The organism is Chryseobacterium formosense, from assembly GCF_900116415.1.
Lineage (GTDB): Bacteria > Bacteroidota > Bacteroidia > Flavobacteriales > Weeksellaceae > Chryseobacterium > Chryseobacterium formosense.
Genome location: NZ_FPAP01000002.1, coordinates 1,043,271 through 1,065,074, shown reverse-complemented (window position 1 = coordinate 1,065,074; position 21,804 = coordinate 1,043,271). Strand labels below are relative to the sequence as shown.

Sequence of the window (21,804 nt, the reverse complement as noted above, 5' to 3'; positions counted from 1 at the left end):
ATTAAATTCCAACTTGATTACTGACTAAATTATAATAATAATTCTTTTTTTCAAGCAGCTCCGAATGATTTCCGTTTTCCACAAACTTTCCGTCGTGAAGAACCAGAATCTGGTCTGCATTTTTTATGGTACTGAGTCGATGCGCAATGACAATCACCGTTTTACATTTGAAAAACTCAAAAAGGTTTTCCATGATTTCTTTTTCATTTTGCGCGTCCAAAGCACTTGTCGCTTCATCCAAAAGAAAAACAGCAGGATTTTTATAGATGGCTCTCGCGATCAAAATTCGCTGTTTTTGTCCTGTACTCAGACCAATTCCGTCATTTCCGACAACTGTATTTAAACCTTGTGGAAACTGACCAATTAACTTCTGCAAATTTGCAACTTTTACGGCATAGTTCAACAGATTTTCATCAATATTATCTTGTTTGAGCGTTATATTTCTCCGGATGCTTTCAGAAAAAATAAAACCCTCCTGTAAAACTGTTCCCGTAATATTCCGCCATTGATTTAGCGAAATATCGGAAAGTAAACTTCCTCCAAAACTTATCTTACCCGAATCCGGTTCGTAAAATCTGAGAAGGAGTTTGAAAAGTGTGGTTTTTCCGCTTCCGCTTTCACCGACAATTGCCGTCACTTTTCCTTGCGGAATGATTGCATTTAAATCTTTAAGAATCGGAAAATCTCCAAAACCAAAGTTGACATTGTGAAGAATTATATCATTGTTCGTTTTAATTTCTGTGATTTCCTGATTTGTATTTTCTACCGGTTTTGTATGAACTTCAGAAATTCTTTCAAGACTCAGTTTAGCATCCTGAGAAACTTCGATAAAATATAAAAGCTGATCAAAAGGTGAATTCATCTGACCCACAATAAAACTGATCGCAAGCATCATTCCCAAAGTAAGATTTCCGTCGATTACCGCAAAAGCAGAAAATCCTGTAATCAGAATATTTTTAAGCTGAGAAATAAAACCTGCGCCAATCATTTGATATTGTGAAAGTTTTAGTGCTTTTTTGTTTCTTTCAAAAACTTCATGTTGTAAGTTTTCCCATTTTGATCTTTGGAAATTTTCTGATTGATTGATTTTAATTTCAGACATTCCTGAAACCATTTCGTTCAGAATATTCTGATTTTTACTGTTTAAAACAAATTCTTTCTGGTCTAATGCTTTTCTTCGGTTTAAAAATATTGAAATCCAGATTACAGAAATCGCACTCAACACAAAGAATATCAACAGAATAACCAAATTATAAATTCCTAAAACCACCGAAAAAACAATGAGATTTAAAAATGAAAAAAGAATCGAAAGCGTATTGGTTGAAAGAAAAGAATTGATTCTCTGATGGTCTAAAATCCGCTGCTGAATATCACCCAGTTTTTTAGATTCAAAATAAGAAACCGGAAGCTTAATCAGTTTTTCTATAAAATCACTGATGAGTTTAATATTAACTTTCGTATTGACTTTCAGCATAATCCAGCTTCGGATGAGTTCCATAAAACTGTTTCCCGAAAAGAGAAAAATCTGTGAAGCGATAATCATCAAGACAAGATTTTTGTCTTTTGAATTAATTCCTTTATCTACTAAATTCTGGGTTAAAAAAGGAAAAGCCAGGGTAATGATACTCGTTAAAAACAACGTGAAAATCAATAAAACCAACGATTTCCTGTGAGGTTTTAAATAAGAAAAAAGAAAGCTGAAACCTTCCTGAACCTTCTCTTCTTTTTTATCGAAAAAATTCTGAGTGGGTTCCAGTAAAAGAGCTTTTCCTGTTTCATTATTCTGAAGCCAATTGGTTTTAAACTCATCTTCGGAAAGCTGAACTTTGCCATATTCGGGATCGGCAATGAGAATTTTATCACTTTTTTCCTGCGGAAACAAAACTACAAAATGCTCTTTTCTCCAATGAAGAATGCAAGGTTTGGGCGCTTCGGACATCAGTTTTTCAAAATCGGTTTCAACTGCAAGAGCTTCAAAACCCAGTTCATGAGACGCAGAGATCAGATCGTGAAAACTCACTCCTGTTCTTGACTGAAACGTAATCAGGCGAAGATATTCCGCAGAAAAATTTTTCCCGAAATATTTGGTAATAATCCTGAGACAGGTCGGTCCGCAATCCATCGAATCGAGCTGTCTGTAAAAGGTAATCTTCGCCACTGAAAGTTTATTTTAAAACCATATTATTCCTTCTCGGAACTTTTCCGCAAAGAACATCGGCAATGCTTTTCGAAATAGCATGATCATCCAGAAGATTATCGAGCCAGAAAAATTCGCCGGCTGCATTAATTTCAATAAAATAATAGTCATCTTCGGGTGAAACAATCATATCTACTGCGCCATAATCGACATGATAAACATCAAGCAAATTCAAAAGTTTTTGCTCTATCGATGACGGAATTTTTGTTTTTTTCCACTTGTCAATCAAATTGACACCATCTTTTCTCCAGTCGGTTTTTCCGTCTTCCGATTGCTGTGAATCAATTTCGAAAGCATACACTTCCTGTCCGACCATTGTAATTCTCAGTTCTTTCTTCTTTTCGATTTTCTTTTGAAACTGCATCGGACAATACACCAGTGAATCTAATCTTTCCAAACTTTCTTCGTCAATCACATTCGTAAAGACAACGTTTTCAACACCATCTTCATAAATCGCAAATCCCGTCTGCATTTTCCCTACAACATTCTGGTGTTCTAAGATAAACTTTTTTGCTTCTTCCGGATCGTTGGTAATGCAGGTTTCCGGAATTTTGAAGCCTAATTTATGGGCAATTTTAAGCTGCTCTTCTTTACTGTCGATTCTGCGGTAAACACTCGGTTTCCCTAAAGAATAACAATCCAGAGATTCCATAAATCCGAAAAGAGTGTGTCTGATTTCACCCATTGCAGGGCCGAAAAATTTGGTTTCCAATTCTTCTTTCAAACCTGTTCCGATGTTGTACGCTCTTCGATACCAAACCGCAGAAATATCATCAAGACGAATTTTATGATCTTCAGTTTTTAGATAAGAAATCCATTTTCCATTCTCGAAAACGGTTGACAATTGATTTTTTAAAGGATATAAATCTACATCAAAACGGATGACTTCGAAATTGTTTTGAGCAATAAATTCCGTGACTTTTTCGAGTGAAAAACTGTCTTGTGTATGCGTAATGATTAATATTTTATTGTTCATTGGTGTGTATTCTGTTTATCAAATAATCTGCGATTCTCTGTGCAATCGGGAAATCTAATTCTTTCTGAAGCATTCCCCACTCACCTTGCGGATTGACTTCCAGGAAATAATAATTTCCGTCGGTACTTTTTATCATATCGATGGCTCCGAAAATTAAACCCATTTCTTTCATCATTAAGTTTAAATTTTCTTCAATATTTTTCGGAAGCTCATATTGTTCCCAGATAAATTCTGACTGATAAATTCGCCAGTCTGCATGAGCATTGCTGTTTATTTTTCCAGTGAAAAATTCTCCATTAAGATAGACAATTCTCAGCTCATATTCTTTTTCAATATAAGGCTGAAAAATCATCGGGCAAACGGTAATATCAGAAAGCTGTTCAAGATTATTTTCTTCAAACAATAAGGTCGAAACCATTTCCTGACCGTTCATTGATTTTGAAATCGTTCCGTGAAGTTTTGCAATGGCTTTACCGTGACAAAATTGATAAAAAAATTCCTTCACTGCTTCTTCATCATTTGAAAACAGCGTTTCGGGAATTATTAAGTTATTTTTTTTAGCAAGTGTAAGCTGTAAAATTTTATTAGACTCAATTTTTCTTTCAGCCTGCAAAGGATTTATCCATAGAAGATGCTCGAGAGCTGTAAAAAGGTTGAAACGCAGACTTTCGTATTCATTAAGAAAAACAGCTGCATAATTTTCATCAAGATCTTCCGGAATAGCAATATTCCAGCTTTTACGATGCCAAACTGCTTTTATATCTTTGGAGTTTATCTTATTTCCTGCTTCATCGGTTATGATAAATGAATCATCTGTAAGATTTAACTTCATCTGATGACTCAGACCATCAGAATTCAGCCGAAAAAAAGGAATATTTTTCGATTGAAGGTAGTCAAAAAAGAGGTCAATATTATAAAAATCCTGAGAATGAGTGATGCAGAGAATCATGTTATAAATATAATAAAAAAGGAAACTTGACGTCTAAGTTTCCTTCCAATATAAATTGTTAATATGCTCTAAATTGAGGCGGTATTAAACTCCGCTTTCGTCACCATCAGACGGATATTTCATTGTCTGTTGCTGATCATAAGCAGGTTTTGTAACCGTATCTTTCAGTGGTGTAGTAATCCCGGTTGCGGAAGCTCCACCTTGAACCGCTTTGGTGTCTTTGATCTGATTTTCTAAAAATGATGCAAAGAACGGTTTCTTTAATTTTTTCTTTTCCATAATGAAATATTTTTATTGATTAGTTGAGTCTAAATTAGAAATTATTTAATCATCAACAAAACAATGAGGTACTCTTTATGAAAAATTTAACGTTTATAATTCACTAACTGCTAATCGATTATAATCCTAAAAAATCTTTAATCACAACCGCAAAATCAACAGGATTATCTGCCTGAACCCAATGCGCTGCATTTTTAATTTTTACAAACTGAGCTTTTGGAAACTGCTGTTTTATAGAAAATTCATCCTGAGGTAAAATATAATTTGATTTTTCTCCGGCAATAAATAAAGTTTCACCTTGAAAAACTCCAAATTTTATTGCATTCGATACAAACTGATTGTATTTTTCAGAAAGTGTTTTCAAATTAAACCTCCAATTCAATTTTTTAGAATCTCCATTTTCTTCCCAATAAAGATTTTTTGCTAAAAACTGAATCGTCGATTTTTCAGGAATATACTGCGTTAAAACTGTTTCAACTTCACCTCTCGATTTCATTTTATCAAAATTTACTGTTTCCAAAGCTTTAATAATTCCCTGATGATGTGGCGGATAGGCTTTTGGACCTATATCTACAACCACTAATTTTTCAACTTTTTCGGGGTAATTAACAGCAAACTGCATTACGGCTTTTCCGCCTAAAGAATGTCCCAAAACATGAGCTTTTTCGATTCCGTAATGGTTCATGTAATTGGCAATATCATCTGCCAAATCATCATGCGACATATTTTCTGAGTGAAAGCTTCTTCCGTGATTTCTTAAATCAATTAAATGAACCGGCAGAAATTCGCCCAATTCTTTCCCGAAGCTTCCCCAATTATCGAGCATTCCAAACAAACCGTGAAATACTAAAAGTGGTGTTGACGAAAGATTTTCGCCAAATATTTTTGAATGTAAGATTTCCATTTTTTGATGTTTTTGAGCTGGAATTTGGATAATCAATATTAATTTTCCAGCACTTAAAAATTGATATAAATAATTTTATAAATTCAGTTTAAGATATTCTGAAATAATTTTTGCTTTACATTCATCCCAATCAAAAGTTGAAAACATTTCCGGTTGAGGAAAAATATCTGCATCAACAAAATACGTAAGTGATTTTAACATCATAAAATCTGTATGATCAATATACTTTTCATTATAAAAAGCTATCATTTCGTTTAAACTGAATTTTTCCAACAGAAAATATAAATCTATAAAATCTTTTTTTGTTCCTCGACCTTCTATCGCATTTAATTTCATAGCAGAAATGTCTTTTGGTGAAGCCATACGAACAGAATCAACGACAATACTTCTATCGAGAAAAGGGTATCTGTGATTCACAAAATCGACTTTAATTCCATTAATAGAACAAATTAAAACACTTCGACTTCCGGAAATTTTCTGTACTTTGCCAAGCTTTTTTAACTCTTCTAAGATTTTATCTTCATCAATTTCTTTATTCGCAAAAAAATCTAAATCAACAGAATTTCTATGACCGAATTGCAATGCTAAAGCAGTTCCTCCGACTAAAATATAATCAGAAAAAAAAGCCGAGCTCATAATACTTTTCAGGAGTTCCAGTAATTCTGTACTAACTGTCTGTGTTTGTAACATCTGAATTCAGATTTATCAATATTGAAAATTGTGGATAGAAAAGAAAGCGATACAGCGTCAAGACTTCTTAAATTCAGAGAAATATCTTTAATTTTCTGTTTTCCGTAAAGAGATTTTAATAATTCCCAGTCTTTTAATTTACCATATTCCACAACACGCCCAACCATAAACTCTTTATAGTTTTCAAGATCAAAAATTGCCAAATCGACATCCCAAAAGAGATGTTGAGAAAAGTCTTTGATGGTAATTTCAGAATTCATATATCAAATATAATCAAATTCTACCACTTCGCCAATCTCTTCAAATACGCCTGAATCGTATTTTCCATTCCCATATACAATGCTTCAGAAACTAAAGCGTGCCCGATGGAAACTTCCAAAAGATTTGGAATATGGTCAGCAAAATATTTTAAATTTTCTAAGCTTAAATCATGACCGGCATTCACTCCCAAACCAAATTCTGCAGCTTTTACAGCCGTTTCATAGTAAGGTTTAATTGCTTCTTCTTTATTTTTGGAATAGTTTGATGCGTAGGCTTCCGTGTAGAGTTCAATTCTGTCTGCTCCGGTTTCTGCAGCAAATTTTACCATTTCAGGATTAGGATCTAAGAAAATTGACGTTCGGATTCCTTCATTTTTAAATTCGGTAATGACTGATTTCAGAAAATCCATGTTTTTTTCACAGTCCCAACCCGCATTTGAAGTTATCGCATCATCTGCGTCGGGAACCAAAGTCACCTGTTCCGGTTTTATTTCTAAAACCATGTCAATAAATTCACGGTGAGGATTTCCTTCAATATTATATTCAGTAGTAACCAAAGGTTTCAGATCGTACACATCTTTTCTCGTAATGTGTCTTTCATCTGGTCTTGGATGAATGGTAATTCCGTGTGCGCCAAATTCCTGAATTTTAATCGCCGCTTCTGTTACACTTGGAGTCTCTCCTCCTCTAGCGTTTCTCAAAGTAGCAATTTTATTAATGTTTACGCTTAGTTTTGTCATTTAGAAAACAATTTTTGAAATACGGTTCTGAAGGATATTGCATTGAGTGGAAACTCCGCCAATACATGAATCATGCTTAATACAAAAAACAACATCAGACCGGTTTGATAATTAATCAGGTACAAAGCTATTGATAAAATCCAAATCGCTGCAACTAAAACCATCTTTTTTGGCTCTAAAGATCGAGCCCATCCTATAACAGAAGTTTTGGAAAACCAGTTGAGATAATGGTAAGTGTAAGCAAATGCGATAAAAATCTGGACTTTAATAATAAGAATTTCGGTTTCCGTTTTCCCTGTAAGAAAAACAAGCCATTGATTGATGAGTTTAAAACCTGTAAGATTAAATATATTTTTAGCCTGTGATATTTCTAAAGCCAAAGTTTCTACCGGTAAAAAATAAATAAGGAACGGCATTACCAAAAGTAAAACAATACTCAACAAGCTTAATCTGTTTGGGTTTAACAGATACCCCGAAATCATGAATACTGCCGTAAATACATACACATGAATAATGGTTGGAATAAAAAGCCCGAAAAAGATAATGATTCCAGGTTTAAAATAATATAAAGCGACACATGAAATCAAAAGACCAATCATCATACTTTTTAAAGCAATTGATTTAACGGTAAGGATGAAATAAAGACTTATAATAAAAAAAACACATAAAAGAATGCCTATAAATACACCATTATTCCATGTATAAAAATTAAAAATACTGATGTAATTTAAAAATAAAAAAAACGCCAATGCTACTGACAAAAACACGAATAGTCTTACTTTTTTCTGAGGAAGAAAATAGTCTTTTTTCTTCAGCCATTGCAATTCTGTAAGATAATGAAGCGGCCCTAATACAGCGTAGGAAAAAAGAAAAGTATCAAAAGGAAGCACACAAGAAACCACAGTAGCCAGCAAAAGCATTATCAAATTGAGCAGCTCAACATTTCGGTGTGATGTACTATTTCGCATAATCGCCGAACATTTTAGACTTTTACGCTAATCTGCATGATCTGAAGATCAAACTCTTTGGAAGCTACTAATAAATGGTCAAAAATATCTGCCTGAATCTGCTCAAAACGCACCCATTGAGAGTCGTTTGCGAAACAATAGACCTCCAAAGGCAAACCTTGAGGAGTAATTTCGAGCTGACGAACCATGATCGGACTGTCTTTATCGATTTCAGAATCATTTTCAAGATACTTCTGAGCATAATATCTGAAAACCCCGATATTAGTCAACTGTCTACCGTTGATAATCTTATCGTTATGTTCTATGGATTCTTTTTCCTGATTGATTTCTGAGGTTTTTTCTTTCAGATAATCGGAGATCAGATTTATTTCTTTCAAACGTTCAATTTCCTCAATACTCAAAAATTTAAAAGAATTGATATTAAAGAAAATCGATTTTTTGATTCTTCTCGTATTTGATTCCGACATTACCTGAAGATTCTTGATCTCCGTTGTCAATAAATCATAAGTGGGAATTGACGAAATTGTTTTATCAAAATTTGAAATTTTCGTCGTCAGCAAGCTGATGTCTAAAATATTTCCCTCAATATTGTATTTTGGGATGCCGATCCAGTCACCGACTTTCAGACTTTTTGAGGTTGCCACGTGAATTCCCGTTACAAAACCTAAAATTGTATCTCTGAAAACCAAAACCAGAACTGCCGTAATAGCTCCTAAACTTCCGACAATTGTTGTTCCTTTAATCCCGAAAATCACACAGATGCTCACAATCGTAAACAAGAATATTCCTAATATTTTTACCGTTTCGGAGATTGCATTAATAGCCATTACCTTATAATAATCCTGCTGTATTGTAAAATAATTTCTGAAAGCAGTCAACGACCTGTACAACATCCCTGCAAGAACCAGAACCAAGCCCAAGTTCACACATCGTATAATAAAAATCGTAGTCTGTTTTAATGCTCCTACAAATATAGATTCGTGAAGTGAACCAATGATCACAAGCGCAATAAAATGAGCAACAGAATTGGTAATTCTAGACTGGTAAATAGATTTCAGAACAGGAAACCTGTTTTCATTATGAAAAAAACGAAAAGTATAATTGATGATTATTTTGAATATAAAATCCAGAAACAGAAAGATGGCTACCAATAAACCCAGTTTCACAATAATATGAAACACCCAATCGAGACCAGCAGGAGAAATCTTGCTGATGTAAATATAAAGCTGCTCGCTGATTTCCTGAAAAAAACTTTTGGTATCTTTTATTTCGTCTTTCATTAAAACAAATTTAATAAAATAAAGGTTCACTTCAACCCCTTCAAAATAAGAATAAAAACTATGTAAATTAAAATTAATTCAATGATTTTAAAAATTTGATTCAAAAATAAAACCAAACTAACAATAAAATTATTAATTTAGTAGTTCAAAACTCCAAAAACTAAATTATATGAAAAAATTCAACTTACTCTTGATTTTTATTGTTCTTTTATCGTTCGGATCGTGTAGATCCGACTCTGAAACACCTGCAGAAGTCACCATTGACAATACCGTAAAAACCGGTAAACTCTCAGGAAAAGTAATATCTCAGAACGGCAGCAAACCCATTGGAGGAGCTTCTGTTTTTACTTTTGACGAAAAATATAAGATTTATTACACCACTTCTGATGCCGACGGCAATTTTACCCTTGAGGCTCCTGTTGGTGACCGAACGATTCACATTCAGACAGGCGACGGAAGTAATTTCCGTACAGAAATTTCAACATCGGTAAAACATAACGAAACGGCTAATTTAAATGCTAATCAGACCAAACTGAACCAGGTTGCAAAAATTGCTTATGTAAAAGGAAGCTATGATAAAATTGAAGATATTATTCAGAATTTAGGGTATACCGCAACCGAAATTACAAATGCAGATCTCGCAAACATTACTACAATCGCTCAGTATGATATTATCTTTCTGAATTGCGGATCAAGAAACTATTCTTTAAACCAATCACTTTATCCTGCAATCGATGCTAATCTTGCAACTTTTGTAGCGAATGGCGGAAGTATTTATGCTTCAGACTGGGATGTTTCGTATTTGGTTGGCGGAACGGACAATACCAATAATTGTATGCTTCCGGGAGGATTTGTTCCTGATTCGAAATTATGCTCAACAAACACAGGAAGCTCAGGTATTGTTCCGGCAACAGTAAGCAATGCAGGATTATCTACAGCATTAGGTTTCAACACATTGAATATTGATTTCGATTTAGGTTCATGGCAGAAAATCGTAAACTATGATCCTGCTTATTGGGAAGTTCTGGTAAAAGAAACTTCTTCGAATAACGCACTAATGATCAGAACCAATCATTTTACAACAAGCGGAACTCCGAATACACCAATTGGAAACGCTCCAAATACAACATTTACAACCGTTTGCATTACTTTACCGGGAAATATTCAGATCAGCATTTCTGTACCTACCGCTGCCGTTCCTTACTTAGTAGCATTAGGTGCAACAGTAGGACCTTGTTCAGGATCTACAAACAGTGGATACATTTACTACACAAGCTTCCATAATCATGCTACAGGAAATATCGGAAATGCCGGAGTAATTCTTCAGTATGTTATTTTAAATCTTTAAAAATCGGCTTAAAAATTGATAAACAAAAGGTGGCTTTTTAAGGTCACTTTTTTATTTAAATACATATGGATCATTCAGTAATAACTTTTCTCAGTATTATTTTACTTATACTGGGAATATTAGGAACTTTATTACCTGTTTTACCGGGACTTGTTCTGAGTCTCGCAGGATTATTAATTTACAAATACGGGACAGACGCTGATCTCTCCATGCTGTATATTTGGACATTCGTAATCTTAACACTCGCTTCTGCAGTTTTAAATTATGTGATCCCCGCAAAAACAAACAGAAAATACGGCGGGACACGTTGGGGAAGCATCGGATCGGTAATCGGGACTATTATAGGAATGTTTTTACCAATTCCTCTTGGGTTTTTAGTAGGGATGTTTGCCGGGGTTTTCATCGGAGAACTCTTGCATGACAGCAAAGACATGAATAAAGCTTTAAAATCTACAAAAGGTGCATTTATCGGTTTTATTTACGGAACAGGATTTAGCCTGGTCGTTGGTATTGCCATGCTTTTGGTTGTAATTTTGGATATTGTTAATGTAATTTAATTATAAAATGTATAAAAATATTCTTTTCAGTTTAGGTTTAATCAGTCTGATCAATTGTAAGGCTCAGAAAGATGCAACGACTCAAAATTCTGAGAACACAAAAAGTGAAATCTCTTTGAAAAATAGTGGAGATATTATCTATTTGAATGAGGGTGAAAATAAATTCATCAAAGAATTTCAGACCAATATTACTTTTAAAAATATTGCTGAAGACAGTCGTTGTCCACAGGGCACTCAGTGCATTTGGGCGGGAGTTGCTGTTGCCAACGTAGAATTTATGAGTACAACAAGCAGACCTATGATTTTACAATTATCGACAGCAGAAGTCAATGGAAAGAATTACCACAAGACACAATCTTTTAATGGATACAACATTACCCTAAAAGAAGTTACTCCCCACCCGACTTCTCAAGAAGGAGCAAAATCACTTTCAGGAAAATATAAAATTGGCATTTCCATTAGCAAAGAAGGTGATCAGCAAAGTTCTACCACGAAATAGGTTTCTTTCCTTTTGAGGCAAGATATTCATTAATTTTTGAAAAAGGTTTGCTTCCGAAGAACCCTCTGTGAACAGAAAACGGTGACGGATGTGCAGATTTTAAAATAAAATGTTTAGCCGGATCGATGAGTTCGGCTTTTTTTTGTGCAAAAGCACCCCACAAAACGAAGACCACATTTTCTTTTTTATCTGAAATTTCTTTAATGATAAAATCCGTGAATTTTTCCCAGCCCAAATCTTTGTGCGAATTCGGTGAATGAGCACGAACCGTTAATGTAGCATTCAATAATAAAACCCCTTGTTTTCCCCAGTCATCAAGCTCTTTTGAGCTTCTTTCCACTCCAATATCATTTTTTAATTCAATAAAAATATTTTTAAGCGAGGGCGGAGCTGTTACCTGCTCGGAAACAGAAAAACATAATCCGTTTGCCTGGAAATCATTATGATAAGGATCTTGCCCAATAATCACCACCTCAACCTTTTCAAAACGTGTAATTTCCAATGCTCTGAAAATTTGATTTTTGGGTGGGAAAACTTTCGTTGTTGCGTATTCCTGCTTTACTTTTTCCCAAAGGTTGGTAAAATAGGGCGTGTTTTTTATCGGGGCTAATATTTCTGTCCAGGTCATAAATTCAATTTGAAAATTTGAGAATGCTTTTAATTTGATAATTCAATTTTAAAGCCAAGCCTTCATTCCAAATAAAGCTAAACTTCGTAAAAATCAACAATGCAAATTTAGTGATTAAAAAGAAAAATAGATTTCTACTTCGTTGAAAGATAAACAAAATGTTATCTCTTCAAACTAAACACCACATTGTCCGGAAAACCTTCATCTTTTCTACCCTCTTCCAAAACAAAATGATGCTTCAAAAGAAGTCTTTTCGAGTTTTCGTTCAATCTATGAGTAAATGCCAAAATCTGGCTTAAATCTAAATCTTTAAAACCAAAATTCAGAACAGACTGTAAAGCTTCGGACATCACTCCTTTTCTGTGATAATCTGGTAACAGTTCATAACCTACTTCTGCCGTTTTGCGGTCTTCCGAAAAATTCCATAGACAGATTGTTCCAATCAGATTGGGTTGATCTTTAAAGGAAATTCCCCAGAAAACAGTCTGCTTATTTTCGATTCTTCTTTTGATGGTTAAAATAAAGCTGAGTGCATCATAATTGTCTTGAGGCGGAATTCTTCTGAGAAATTTATTGATTTCCTCGTTGCTTCGTATTTTCAGAATATCTTCCGCATGATTTTCATTGATCTCTTTTAGAACTAGTCTTTCTGTTTCCAGTATCATATCTCAAATTTATCTAAAATTAAAAATTATACCATTAAGGCAAGTTAAGAAGTTAAGTTTTATTAAGGAAATCAATAGATTTCTTTTTAGAAGCAGGCTTAAAAACTTAGTATTCTTAATACCTTAAATTTCTTATAATGGTTTAATTTAAAAATACATTTTCGAATTCTCAAATTAATTCATTTTCAAATTAATTATCTTTGCAATGTGTATATAGATAAAGAAGATTTAGACGAATTAGAATTTCCGCAATTGCTCGCGGAAATTTCTCCCTTTGCATATTCTCAGAAAACAAAAAATAAAATCCTTGAACTTCGTCCGATGAAAATTGACGAAGCAGAACTTTCATTGAAAAAAGCTTCCGAATATTTATCGAGCTTCGAAAGTTCCAACGCCATTCCGTTTGATGAATATGAAGATATAGAAAGCGAACTGAAATTAATGCTGATCGAAAACTACCGGTTGGAAAACGTTGCTTTCATTAAAATAAAAACGCTGACCGAGCAAATCGGAAAGCTGCAGAAATTCTTCCCGACCATGCCCGAAACTTTCCCCACATTGATTCAGGATGTTTCTGTGCTTGAGTTTAAAAAGGAAATCATCGATAAAGTTGACAAAGTTTTTAACCGTTTTGGGGAAGTAAAAAGTGAAGCCTCGCCAATTTTGAAAGGTTTGAGAACTGAAATTCAGCATGCTAAAAAAGCGATTACCGAGAATTTCAACAGAGCCTTATTCAACTACGGGCAAAGCGATTTTCTGGATGACATTCGCGAAACGATCATCGATGACCAAAGAGTTTTGGCGGTAAAATCTGCTTATAAAAAAAGAGTTGCAGGAAGAGTTTTAGGACTTTCAAAAACAGGTTCTATTACGTATATGCAGCCGGATTCTGTGGTTAAACATCATTTTAAATTAAAAGAAAGCGAAGAGGAAGAAAAGAAGGAGATTGATAAAATCCTGAGACAGCTTACTGCAGAATTAGCAGAATTTCAACCGCAACTCTGGAGATACCAGATGTATATTTTTGACCTGGATTTAACGAGAGCAAAAGCAAAGTTTGCAGAACTCATCAACGGAGTTTTACCGAAAATCAACAGGCATAAAACACTCAGGTTAAAAGATGCATTCCATCCTTTGTTATGGCTGAGAAATAAAATAGAGAACAAAACGATTTTCCCACAAAGCCTTAGTTTTACGGAACATAACAGGATTATCTGTATTTCCGGGCCGAATGCCGGTGGAAAATCGATTACGCTGAAAACTGTAGGATTGCTTCAACTGATGATTCAGAGCGGAATCTTGGTTCCAGTACATCCAAAATCCGAGATGTTTTTCTTTGATAAAATCATGACCGATATTGGTGATAACCAGTCTATTGAAAATCATCTTTCGACGTACTCTTCAAGATTGAAAAAAATGGGTGGAATCATTCGTGAAGCTGATGCCGAAACCTTGTTACTGATTGACGAATTTGGTACAGGTTCAGATCCTGAATTGGGCGGAGCTTTAGCGGAAAGTTTCCTTGAGTTTTTTTACGATAAGAAAAGTTTTGCAATTATTACAACACATTATACCAACATTAAATTGGTGGTAGAACAGCTTCCGAATGCGCAAAACGCAGCCATGTTGTTTAATGAAGAAACACTTGAGCCGATGTACAAGCTGGAAATCGGGCAAGCCGGAAGTTCATTCACGTTTGAAGTGGCAGAAAAGAATAAAATTCCAAGGTTTATCATACATTCTGCTAAGAAAAAGGTGGAACATGACATTGTGAATTTAGATAAAACCATTGTAAAGCTTCAGCAGGAAAAATATGAAGTTGAAAAACTGAAATCTGACCTTGCAGAAAGAAAAGAATCGGTAGAAGACAAACGCGATAATCTGCAAAAACTGAACGAGCAGCTTCAGCAGAAATTATTCAATTTCCAGAAATTGTATGAAGATGAACATCGTAAACTTCAGTTCGGAACGAAGATCGAATCTTTTATAGACAGCTATGTAAAAGGTAAATCGAGGAAAGATGTTGTGAAAGATTTTGTGAAGATTCTGGAGCAGGAAAAATTCAGAAAAATCGGCGCAGATAAAGACGAATCTAAACGACTTCAGGTGGTAAAGAGAAAAATCACTCAGCAGCTGAAAAAAGAAGACGTTATTGAAAAAATTACGGAAACCAACGAAAAGATTGAAGAAAAACGTAAAACCGATCGCGCACTTTGGATGAAAGTTGGGCAACGTGTAAGAATTACAGGAAGTACAAGTGTTGGAACGATTGAGAAAATCTCAAGAAATAAGGTCATCGTGAATTATGGAACATTCAAAACCACAATTGACGCAGACGAGCTGGAAAGAATTTAATTTCGGGAAATGACTGTAGAAACCCATATCACTTTTAAGGACTTTCTGAATTTCAATTTTAAAAATTCACTACCAAGGCTGATTATTTTTTCATTGATTATCTTGGTGTTTTTGGGATTGAATTTATATAATACGGAATACGATATAAGGGAAATTTTCAGGTCTGCCGTGATTTGGCTATTGATAGTGGTTGTTTTTATGATGGTACGGTCTTATTTCCGTTTGAAAAATGCATTTTATTCCAACAAAAAAATTCAGGAAAAGATTTCCTACACTTTCACTGAAGAGAAAATTCATACAAAAGGAGAAACATTTGACGGAGAGTTTACCTGGAAAACAGTTCACAGAGTAAAAGAAAATAAAGACTGGTTTCTGATTTATCAAAGCAAAACCACGATGAATATGATTCCTAAAAAATATTTTACAAAAGATCAGATTCGGGAGCTTAGAAATTTAGTTCAAAAGAATAATGTAAAAGCGAAGCTAAGAAACGATTAAAATCATTTAAAAAAATAGAGCGCCAAATATGATGCTCTATTTTTTTATTTATTTCTTAATAAATTTCAACCTGACTTTATTTTCTTTTCCATTGAGCTCAATAAAATACACCCCTTTGATTAATTGATTAACATTGTTTTTTTTGTCATTTGTTTTGCCTTTACTGATGCTCTGTCCGACTGCATTATAAATTGTGTAATTCTGTTCAGAAGAAATGTTTGTTACAATCAAATTTAGCGGAGCAAGTGTGTTGCAAAAAAATTTATTATTTTCAGCTTTATCTTTTGACTGATAAAAGCAAAAGCGAATAAACCAAAGAATAAACAGAGTAAATTTTTAATCATATTTTTATTGATAAGTGATGAGTTTAAAACTAATCCATTTAAATTAAAATATTCCAATAAAAGTGAGTAAATATTACACTAATTTTGAAAAATGCTTATTAACCTGAAAGTATTGTGGATTTTTTACAGAAAACTTCTCATCCCGGGAATTTTGTTTTCTTTATTTCTGTCTTTGCAGCTTGGATTGACTTTTGAAAATTTCAGCCTGTGTTTTCTTTTGATATTGCCTTTGCTTCACTATTTTATTTATGAACTGAGATTAAAAAATGAATACCATTTTTATGCAAATTTTGGTTTTTCCAGGCTAAATTTGTGGATCCTAACAGTTAGTTTAGCGATTGGATTAAAATTTTTTGCCGCTTTTTTATGAGTATACTTCATATTGACAGCATTATAAAATCTTTTGGTGAAAAAGACATTTTGAAAGACATTTATTTACGATCCGAAACCGGAAAAGTTTCAGGAATTTTAGGGAGAAATGGTTCTGGAAAATCTACATTATTCCAGATTATTTTCGGAACACTGAAAGGAAATACACAATATATTAAGTTCAACAATACCATTTTGCAGAATCAATATGACCGGAAAAACAGGGTTGCTTATCTGCCGCAGTCTTCTTTTCTCCCGAAGAATGTGAAGATTAAAAATCTCGTTAGTCTGTTTTGCAGCGAAGACAATATCGATCAAGTTTCAAATTTGAGACTAATTCAACCTTTTTTAAATGACACTGCAAAAACACTTTCTGGTGGAGAACTCAGAGTTTTAGAAGCAATACTGATTATTTACTCAAAAGCAGAATTTATTTTATTGGATGAGCCATTTCACAGCTTATCTCCTAAAATTGTTACTGAACTAAAAATAATCATCAAACAACAGACAGAAAGCAAAGGATTTATTATCTCCGACCATCAATATCATGATGTATTAGCTATTTCCGATGATATTTTTCTCCTTTCTGATGGTCATCTTAAATTAATCAAAGATTTGGATGAATTGAAACGGTTTAATTATCTGCCAAAAAATATTTAATTTATATCTTTGAGCTATAAATATTTTTTATAATGACTTTCATCAACAAAGCAATCTATATATCGATATTCAGTATTTTTTCTTTCGTGCTGCTACACGCTCAAACTAAAGTTCCTTTTGGTGTGGTGAAAGCCGAAGAAGGTTATGCGATGGTACGTGTCCACAAGGAAGATTACCGAAAAATCGTCGATAAAATCAGAATGCGAAAAGGTGACGTTTTTGTTTATGTAAAGCCTGCTCCCGGAGAAACTGAATGGATCTGGATTAAATATCCCGAAAAAGAAGAACTTCCAAAACCCTTTGTGAGATACGACAGTCTTACCAAAGAAGGTATGGTGAATAAAGGCCGTATTGCATTTATCGACCAACTTCCAAAATTCACTCCAACCCTTTCTAAAAACGGAAGATCAATCACTTTTGTGGATAACAATAATTCTAAAATTCCTGCCAACCAGAGAACTAAAGTTGTGATTGACATTTATCCTTCCAGCGCAAAATTCAAAAAACAGGAAAAAGATTCTGAAGGAAACATTGTAAAAATCGACAAACAAAAAACCTGGGGAATCGGAAAAGAACTTCCTGAAGATTTAAAAGAGATTAAATCTGTGCGTGTTCAGCAACCCGGAAGAGGCTCAGTTTTCGTAAGAGAAGCCATCAAAAATATGTTTAATCCTACGATGGATTTTGAAAATATGGGTGTAACTGCAATTGATGACGACCACATTTATCTTTACATGATCAATGGTTCAGGAGAACACCGGTATACTACTTTCTGGACGATTAAAGAAGGAAAGGCAATCAGCCAGATTGTTTATGCCAACCCTGAATAAATTCTGAAAATTCATTTTATTATTCTTATTTTTGCACCCGAAAAGAGTAAGCTTTGAGGCATTTTCCTTTCGCTTAAAACTTTTCCGGAAACCGGTTCTGTTTAACTACAGATTAAAAGGGAATCGTGTGAAAATCACGAACTGTCGCGCAACTGTAAGTAACCAAAGTCTTTATAAAAAGCCACTGTGCAGAAGCATGGGAAGGCATAAAGATGTTACAAGTCAGGAGACCTGCCTTTTTCTTTAGACAAAAACTTTCGCGATTTGAAGTTTATTGATCTCATGAGTTTCGGGAACTTTGTGTTCCTGAATCATTCTGTGGATTCCAATACGATTTCATTTTCGCTTTATTTAATAATGAAATATGACTACAGAAGAAAGAATTCAAGCATCGGAAACCCGAATTTTCAAAGCCGTTTTCCCTAACACAACCAATCATTACGACACTCTTTTCGGTGGAACTGCGATGCAGCTAATGGATGAAGTTGCATTTATCACTGCTACAAGATTTGCAAGAAAACGTGTGGTAACCGTAAGCAGCGACAAAATCGATTTTAAAAAACCAATTCCTGCAGGAACAATTGTAGAACTGATCGGAAAAGTTTCTCATGTTGGAAAAACAAGTATGAAAGTAAATGTTGAGATCTATACCGAACAAATGTATTCTTACGAAAGAGAAAAGGCGATTGTGGGAGATTTTACTTTTGTAGCGATTGACGAATTTAAGAAACCAATTCAAATTCTATAAATGAAAAGGTTTCGGCGACCTTCGGTCGCCGAAACTCCAATTCAGATTATTTTTTCGACGGTTTCGGCGGGCAAAGCCCGCCGAAACCTTTTATTTCTTAATAATTTTTTTGGTGGTAGAAAGTCCTTCTTTGTAGTTAATTTTCAACAAATAAACTCCTGAAGAAAGATGTCTTATGTCGATTTTATCATGATTCAAAGAAAGATTATTTGATACTTTTCTTCCGTTTGCATCGAAGATATCAACCGACTCAACAGTCAGTTTGGATTTAATAACAACAAAATCAGCTGCAGGATTCGGACTTATTGATGCATCTCCCACTGTTCTTACATCAGCAACTCCCAAATTCTGGGCGATCAAAGTAACGATAGCTTTGTATTTTTTACCTTGAACTTCAGTTGTTGCAAATGAAGACGGTCCGGTATAGTTTGTCGGCGGATTTAACGGATCAGGATTAACGGTATCACTTCTATTAATTAAAGTCATATCGTTAGCATAATCCACAGTTTGGTAAAAGGGATATGAATTACCGTCATCTCCAGATTTATTTTCGTCCACGGTGATTACCAGGTTTTGAGTCCCATTATAGGCAAAAGGAGTCGTCAAAGTAATGGTTACCTCATTTCCGCTGTAGGTAAGGGTTCCTGTCGTCAGAACCTTTTGTTGCTGAGAAACAGGAATCCATCCTGCTCCCGTTGTACTGACAACATTTTGAAAACCCGTTGATGTTGTATGCCCGATCCAGACATCAACCTGTGCTGTATTACTTAATGATGATATTGGGTTTTGCACATAAAACTTCAACTGTTGAATGTTCATCGCGGAGCCAATTTCGCTAGCTAAGTAAATTTGCTGAGATAAGCTATACCCATAATAAATAGATATGGGAGTTGACAAGCCAATATTACTATCCACTCTGGTTCCAGAACCAATTGTTACTTGTGAGTAAAACAAGTTTGCCGCTAAAATAGCGACAGAAAGTAAAGTTTTTTTCATAGATATAAATTTAATTAATTACTAAAACAAATATATTAATTAAAAATCATTAAATAACAGATAAACAAATAGATATATCATTGTAAATTTATCATCAACATTGTATAAAATATTGAATTTACAATAATACCTTTTTAATTTAAAACGTTTAAACTATGAAAGACCTGAAATGAATGAATAATTTACCTCAAAACCTTTTCCGATTCCAAATTGAGATTTAAAAGATGATGGAAAGCCTCTCCCATTTCGTCTGATGCTCTACTGATCGCATTTTCCAGCATATTTCTGATTTGTATTTCGGTTACTTTGGCTTCAGTCCAGCTTTTTCCGGAAGTATGAGAATTTAAAATGAATGGCATAATTCGGTCTATTGCGCATGCGAAAATAGCATCGGGAGTTTGTTCTTCTTCAAATTCAAGCCATAGGTTAAAAAATTCTGAGCGAAGCGGTTCATCTAAAATCCCGAAAATATTTTGAGCAGACAATTTTTCCCTCTCAAATTTCCCAACCATTGCTGCTTCATCAAAAAGGAAGGTGTCTCCAGCTTCAATTTCTACCAGATCGTGAATAGACAACATTCTGATAACTCTCAACAAATCAATATCGGCTCTGTTTTTCGCATAAGGAAAAAGAATCTGAGCGAGAATAATAATCTGCCACGAATGTTCAGCCGTATTTTCTCTTCTGGAATCATCTGCATTATAATTCCTCCTTTGCACATTTTTCAGTGCATCTACAGCAAGGATAAAATCAATTTCTTTCTGTATTTTCATTTTTTTCTTCTTTAAAATATAATTTTCTTGGGTAAATTGTGGTTTTTGCAAACCATTTATAATCTATAAACTCTCTTTTTATGGTTTTCACTTCTTTTGAATTTCTTGTATCTTCTTCAAATTCCAACACTTTCAGCAATCCTCTTTCGGGAATATACTGATATTCTGATGTAAGATTCCAGCAACATCCATTTTTCAGATGAGAAACAATAAGTTTACGTTCCGAATCAATTGTAAACATTCCGGAATTAGCAGTGACCAGATCGGTAAGCTCCTGGTGCAAAGCAAATTTTGTTTCAGAATTATTATTCAAATAAACATCAAAAAGCAAATTCCCATGATCACTACTTCTATCTCTTACGGCAACATCTTCAAAACCGTCAAAATTAAAATCATCAAAAATAATTGAGTTTTTCAAGGAATCAACCGAAGGTTTTCTGTTCTCGTTTAGTTCTAAATAAAAATTTTCTGAAGATAAAGTCTGGTATTTCTTCATCGTACTTTTATTATAGAGATCAATTATCGCTTTCCCGTCACAACTTTTTCCATTACAACGCTCTGCATTCACAATAACATGGTATGTTTTTGAAACATCCGACAGCTCAAAAACATTCTGAGCATTACAAAACATTCCCCAACATACTAAAGTAAATAGTAGTTTTTTGGTATTCATCTCGCGTTAATTTAGGTTACAGTTGATAACAAAGATAAAGATTAAACCCCAAAAATTGAATTTATTTCTAATATTTAATCGTCATTTAAAAATTAGATTAAAAATTATTACACTGATAATCAATTATTTAACTATTAATTTAAAATAATTCCACTACTTTGTATTGCATAATACCATTTTAATTACATATCTTTGTAATGTAAAATCAGAATAGGTTCATCTAGCTAGGAACCAAAATCTGAAAATTTATATAACTAATTAACAAAAACCTATTAAAGATGAATACCGAAAATACCAAAGCGCAAATGCGAAAAGGGATTCTGGAATTCTGTATTTTAAGCCTCATCAATCACAAAGAAATGTATGTTTCTGATCTGATCGACGAGCTGAAAAAAGGAAAACTGGACGTTGTGGAAGGAACACTCTACCCTCTTCTCACAAGACTGAAAAACGGAGAATTTCTCTCCTACAGATGGGAAGAATCTACAGGAGGCCCACCAAGAAAGTATTATCAGATTACAGAAAAAGGAAAAACTTTTCTTAATGAACTGCAAAATACCTGGCAAGAATTGACAGATTCTGTAAACCAAATCACTCAAAAACACTAAAAACAAAAGC

General features: G+C 34.0%; 25 protein-coding genes and 1 riboswitch. Of the genes, 9 read left to right on the top strand and 16 right to left on the bottom strand.

The features are described from left to right. Position 1 precedes the first annotated feature (1 nt). From BM371_RS11265 to BM371_RS11220, 10 genes are all read right to left on the bottom strand, one after another. A complete protein-coding gene (locus BM371_RS11265) occupies positions 2-2,158 on the bottom strand; it encodes a peptidase domain-containing ABC transporter (protein ID WP_034674315.1) in 2,157 nt (718 codons plus the stop codon). Between the two features lie 7 nt (positions 2,159-2,165). Continuing rightward, a complete protein-coding gene (locus BM371_RS11260; RefSeq protein ID WP_034674314.1) occupies positions 2,166-3,173 on the bottom strand; it encodes an MvdC/MvdD family ATP grasp protein in 1,008 nt (335 codons plus the stop codon). Then, positions 3,163-4,122: an MvdC/MvdD family ATP grasp protein gene (locus BM371_RS11255; protein ID WP_034674312.1), complete on the bottom strand. Its 960-nt coding sequence runs from the start codon at positions 4,120-4,122 to the stop codon at positions 3,163-3,165. Before BM371_RS11255 ends, BM371_RS11260 begins: the two co-directional genes overlap by 11 nt. 84 nt (positions 4,123-4,206) lie before the next feature. After that, complete coding sequence (locus BM371_RS11250) at positions 4,207-4,401, bottom strand: microviridin/marinostatin family tricyclic proteinase inhibitor (RefSeq protein ID WP_034674310.1); 195 nt, start codon at positions 4,399-4,401, stop codon at positions 4,207-4,209. 118 nt (positions 4,402-4,519) lie between these two features. Further along, positions 4,520-5,305 carry an alpha/beta fold hydrolase gene (locus BM371_RS11245; protein ID WP_034677115.1) on the bottom strand — a complete coding sequence of 262 codons (786 nt, stop codon included), beginning with the start codon at positions 5,303-5,305 and terminating at the stop codon, positions 4,520-4,522. 75 nt (positions 5,306-5,380) lie between these two features. After that, positions 5,381-5,995, bottom strand: a complete 615-nt coding sequence (locus tag BM371_RS11240) for a nucleotidyl transferase AbiEii/AbiGii toxin family protein (protein WP_034674308.1) — start codon at positions 5,993-5,995, stop codon at positions 5,381-5,383. Then, positions 5,950-6,255, bottom strand: a complete 306-nt coding sequence (locus BM371_RS11235; RefSeq protein ID WP_034677113.1) for a DUF6922 domain-containing protein — start codon at positions 6,253-6,255, stop codon at positions 5,950-5,952. Before BM371_RS11235 ends, BM371_RS11240 begins: the two co-directional genes overlap by 46 nt. Before the next feature lie 20 nt (positions 6,256-6,275). Then, positions 6,276-6,995 (bottom strand): pyridoxine 5'-phosphate synthase, encoded by a 720-nt coding sequence (locus BM371_RS11230; RefSeq protein ID WP_034674306.1) that lies wholly within the window; start codon positions 6,993-6,995, stop codon positions 6,276-6,278. Beyond that, on the bottom strand, positions 6,992-7,963 hold the full coding sequence (locus tag BM371_RS11225) for a hypothetical protein (protein WP_131430899.1): 972 nt from the start codon (positions 7,961-7,963) through the stop codon (positions 6,992-6,994). The genes BM371_RS11230 and BM371_RS11225 overlap by 4 nt, the downstream gene beginning before the upstream one ends. 14 nt (positions 7,964-7,977) lie before the next feature. Next, positions 7,978-9,243 carry a mechanosensitive ion channel family protein gene (locus tag BM371_RS11220; protein ID WP_034674302.1) on the bottom strand — a complete coding sequence of 422 codons (1,266 nt, stop codon included), beginning with the start codon at positions 9,241-9,243 and terminating at the stop codon, positions 7,978-7,980. A gap of 169 nt (positions 9,244-9,412) precedes the next feature. On the opposite strand from BM371_RS11220, the gene BM371_RS11215 reads away from it, so the two are divergent. From BM371_RS11215 to BM371_RS11205, 3 genes are all read left to right on the top strand, one after another. Next, positions 9,413-10,591, top strand: coding sequence for a carboxypeptidase-like regulatory domain-containing protein (locus BM371_RS11215; protein ID WP_034674300.1), 1,179 nt, complete (start codon positions 9,413-9,415; stop codon positions 10,589-10,591). 65 nt (positions 10,592-10,656) lie between these two features. After that, positions 10,657-11,148: a DUF456 domain-containing protein gene (locus BM371_RS11210; protein ID WP_034674298.1), complete on the top strand. Its 492-nt coding sequence runs from the start codon at positions 10,657-10,659 to the stop codon at positions 11,146-11,148. A gap of 7 nt (positions 11,149-11,155) precedes the next feature. Then, positions 11,156-11,647, top strand: a complete 492-nt coding sequence (locus BM371_RS11205) for a hypothetical protein (RefSeq protein ID WP_034674296.1) — start codon at positions 11,156-11,158, stop codon at positions 11,645-11,647. Here BM371_RS11205 and BM371_RS11200 read toward each other — a convergent pair. Further along, the gene (locus BM371_RS11200) at positions 11,634-12,275 is read right to left on the bottom strand and encodes a uracil-DNA glycosylase (RefSeq protein WP_034674294.1); all 642 of its coding nucleotides are present in this window, start codon (positions 12,273-12,275) and stop codon (positions 11,634-11,636) included. The genes BM371_RS11205 and BM371_RS11200 overlap by 14 nt on opposite strands. Before the next feature lie 161 nt (positions 12,276-12,436). Continuing rightward, positions 12,437-12,940, bottom strand: coding sequence for a GNAT family N-acetyltransferase (locus BM371_RS11195; protein ID WP_034674292.1), 504 nt, complete (start codon positions 12,938-12,940; stop codon positions 12,437-12,439). A gap of 207 nt (positions 12,941-13,147) precedes the next feature. On the opposite strand from BM371_RS11195, the gene BM371_RS11190 reads away from it, so the two are divergent. Further along, positions 13,148-15,295: an endonuclease MutS2 gene (locus BM371_RS11190; protein WP_034674289.1), complete on the top strand. Its 2,148-nt coding sequence runs from the start codon at positions 13,148-13,150 to the stop codon at positions 15,293-15,295. A 9-nt stretch (positions 15,296-15,304) separates the two neighbouring features. Continuing rightward, entirely contained in the window at positions 15,305-15,793 is a 489-nt protein-coding gene (locus tag BM371_RS11185; protein WP_034674287.1) for a YcxB family protein, read from the top strand. A gap of 48 nt (positions 15,794-15,841) precedes the next feature. Here BM371_RS11185 and BM371_RS21010 read toward each other — a convergent pair whose 3' ends face one another. Beyond that, entirely contained in the window at positions 15,842-16,024 is a 183-nt protein-coding gene (locus tag BM371_RS21010; protein WP_034674286.1) for a T9SS type A sorting domain-containing protein, read from the bottom strand. Between the two features lie 479 nt (positions 16,025-16,503). Here BM371_RS21010 and BM371_RS11170 point away from each other — a divergent pair, with 479 nt between their 5' ends. The 3 genes from BM371_RS11170 to BM371_RS11160 all read left to right on the top strand — a co-directional run bounded on the left by BM371_RS11170 (position 16,504) and on the right by BM371_RS11160 (position 18,744). Next, positions 16,504-17,166, top strand: coding sequence for an ATP-binding cassette domain-containing protein (locus tag BM371_RS11170; protein ID WP_034674281.1), 663 nt, complete (start codon positions 16,504-16,506; stop codon positions 17,164-17,166). 32 nt (positions 17,167-17,198) lie between these two features. Beyond that, positions 17,199-17,996 (top strand): hypothetical protein, encoded by a 798-nt coding sequence (locus BM371_RS11165; RefSeq protein WP_228376712.1) that lies wholly within the window; start codon positions 17,199-17,201, stop codon positions 17,994-17,996. Between the two features lie 75 nt (positions 17,997-18,071). Then, positions 18,072-18,249: riboswitch (cobalamin riboswitch) on the top strand. Positions 18,250-18,360: 111 nt separating this feature from the next. Then, on the top strand, positions 18,361-18,744 hold the full coding sequence (locus BM371_RS11160) for an acyl-CoA thioesterase (protein WP_034674277.1): 384 nt from the start codon (positions 18,361-18,363) through the stop codon (positions 18,742-18,744). A gap of 90 nt (positions 18,745-18,834) precedes the next feature. Here the strand turns inward: BM371_RS11160 and BM371_RS11155 are convergent, their stop codons facing one another. The 3 genes from BM371_RS11155 to BM371_RS11145 all read right to left on the bottom strand — a co-directional run bounded on the left by BM371_RS11155 (position 18,835) and on the right by BM371_RS11145 (position 21,186). Beyond that, positions 18,835-19,740, bottom strand: a complete 906-nt coding sequence (locus tag BM371_RS11155) for a T9SS type A sorting domain-containing protein (protein ID WP_034674275.1) — start codon at positions 19,738-19,740, stop codon at positions 18,835-18,837. A 182-nt stretch (positions 19,741-19,922) separates the two neighbouring features. Then, entirely contained in the window at positions 19,923-20,513 is a 591-nt protein-coding gene (locus BM371_RS11150; protein ID WP_034674273.1) for an HD domain-containing protein, read from the bottom strand. After that, entirely contained in the window at positions 20,491-21,186 is a 696-nt protein-coding gene (locus BM371_RS11145; protein WP_131430897.1) for an XAC2610-related protein, read from the bottom strand. The genes BM371_RS11150 and BM371_RS11145 overlap by 23 nt, the downstream gene beginning before the upstream one ends. Positions 21,187-21,464: 278 nt before the next feature. Between BM371_RS11145 and BM371_RS11140 the strand changes: the two genes are divergently transcribed. Next, positions 21,465-21,794: a PadR family transcriptional regulator gene (locus BM371_RS11140; protein ID WP_034674271.1), complete on the top strand. Its 330-nt coding sequence runs from the start codon at positions 21,465-21,467 to the stop codon at positions 21,792-21,794. Positions 21,795-21,804: the final 10 nt, after the last annotated feature.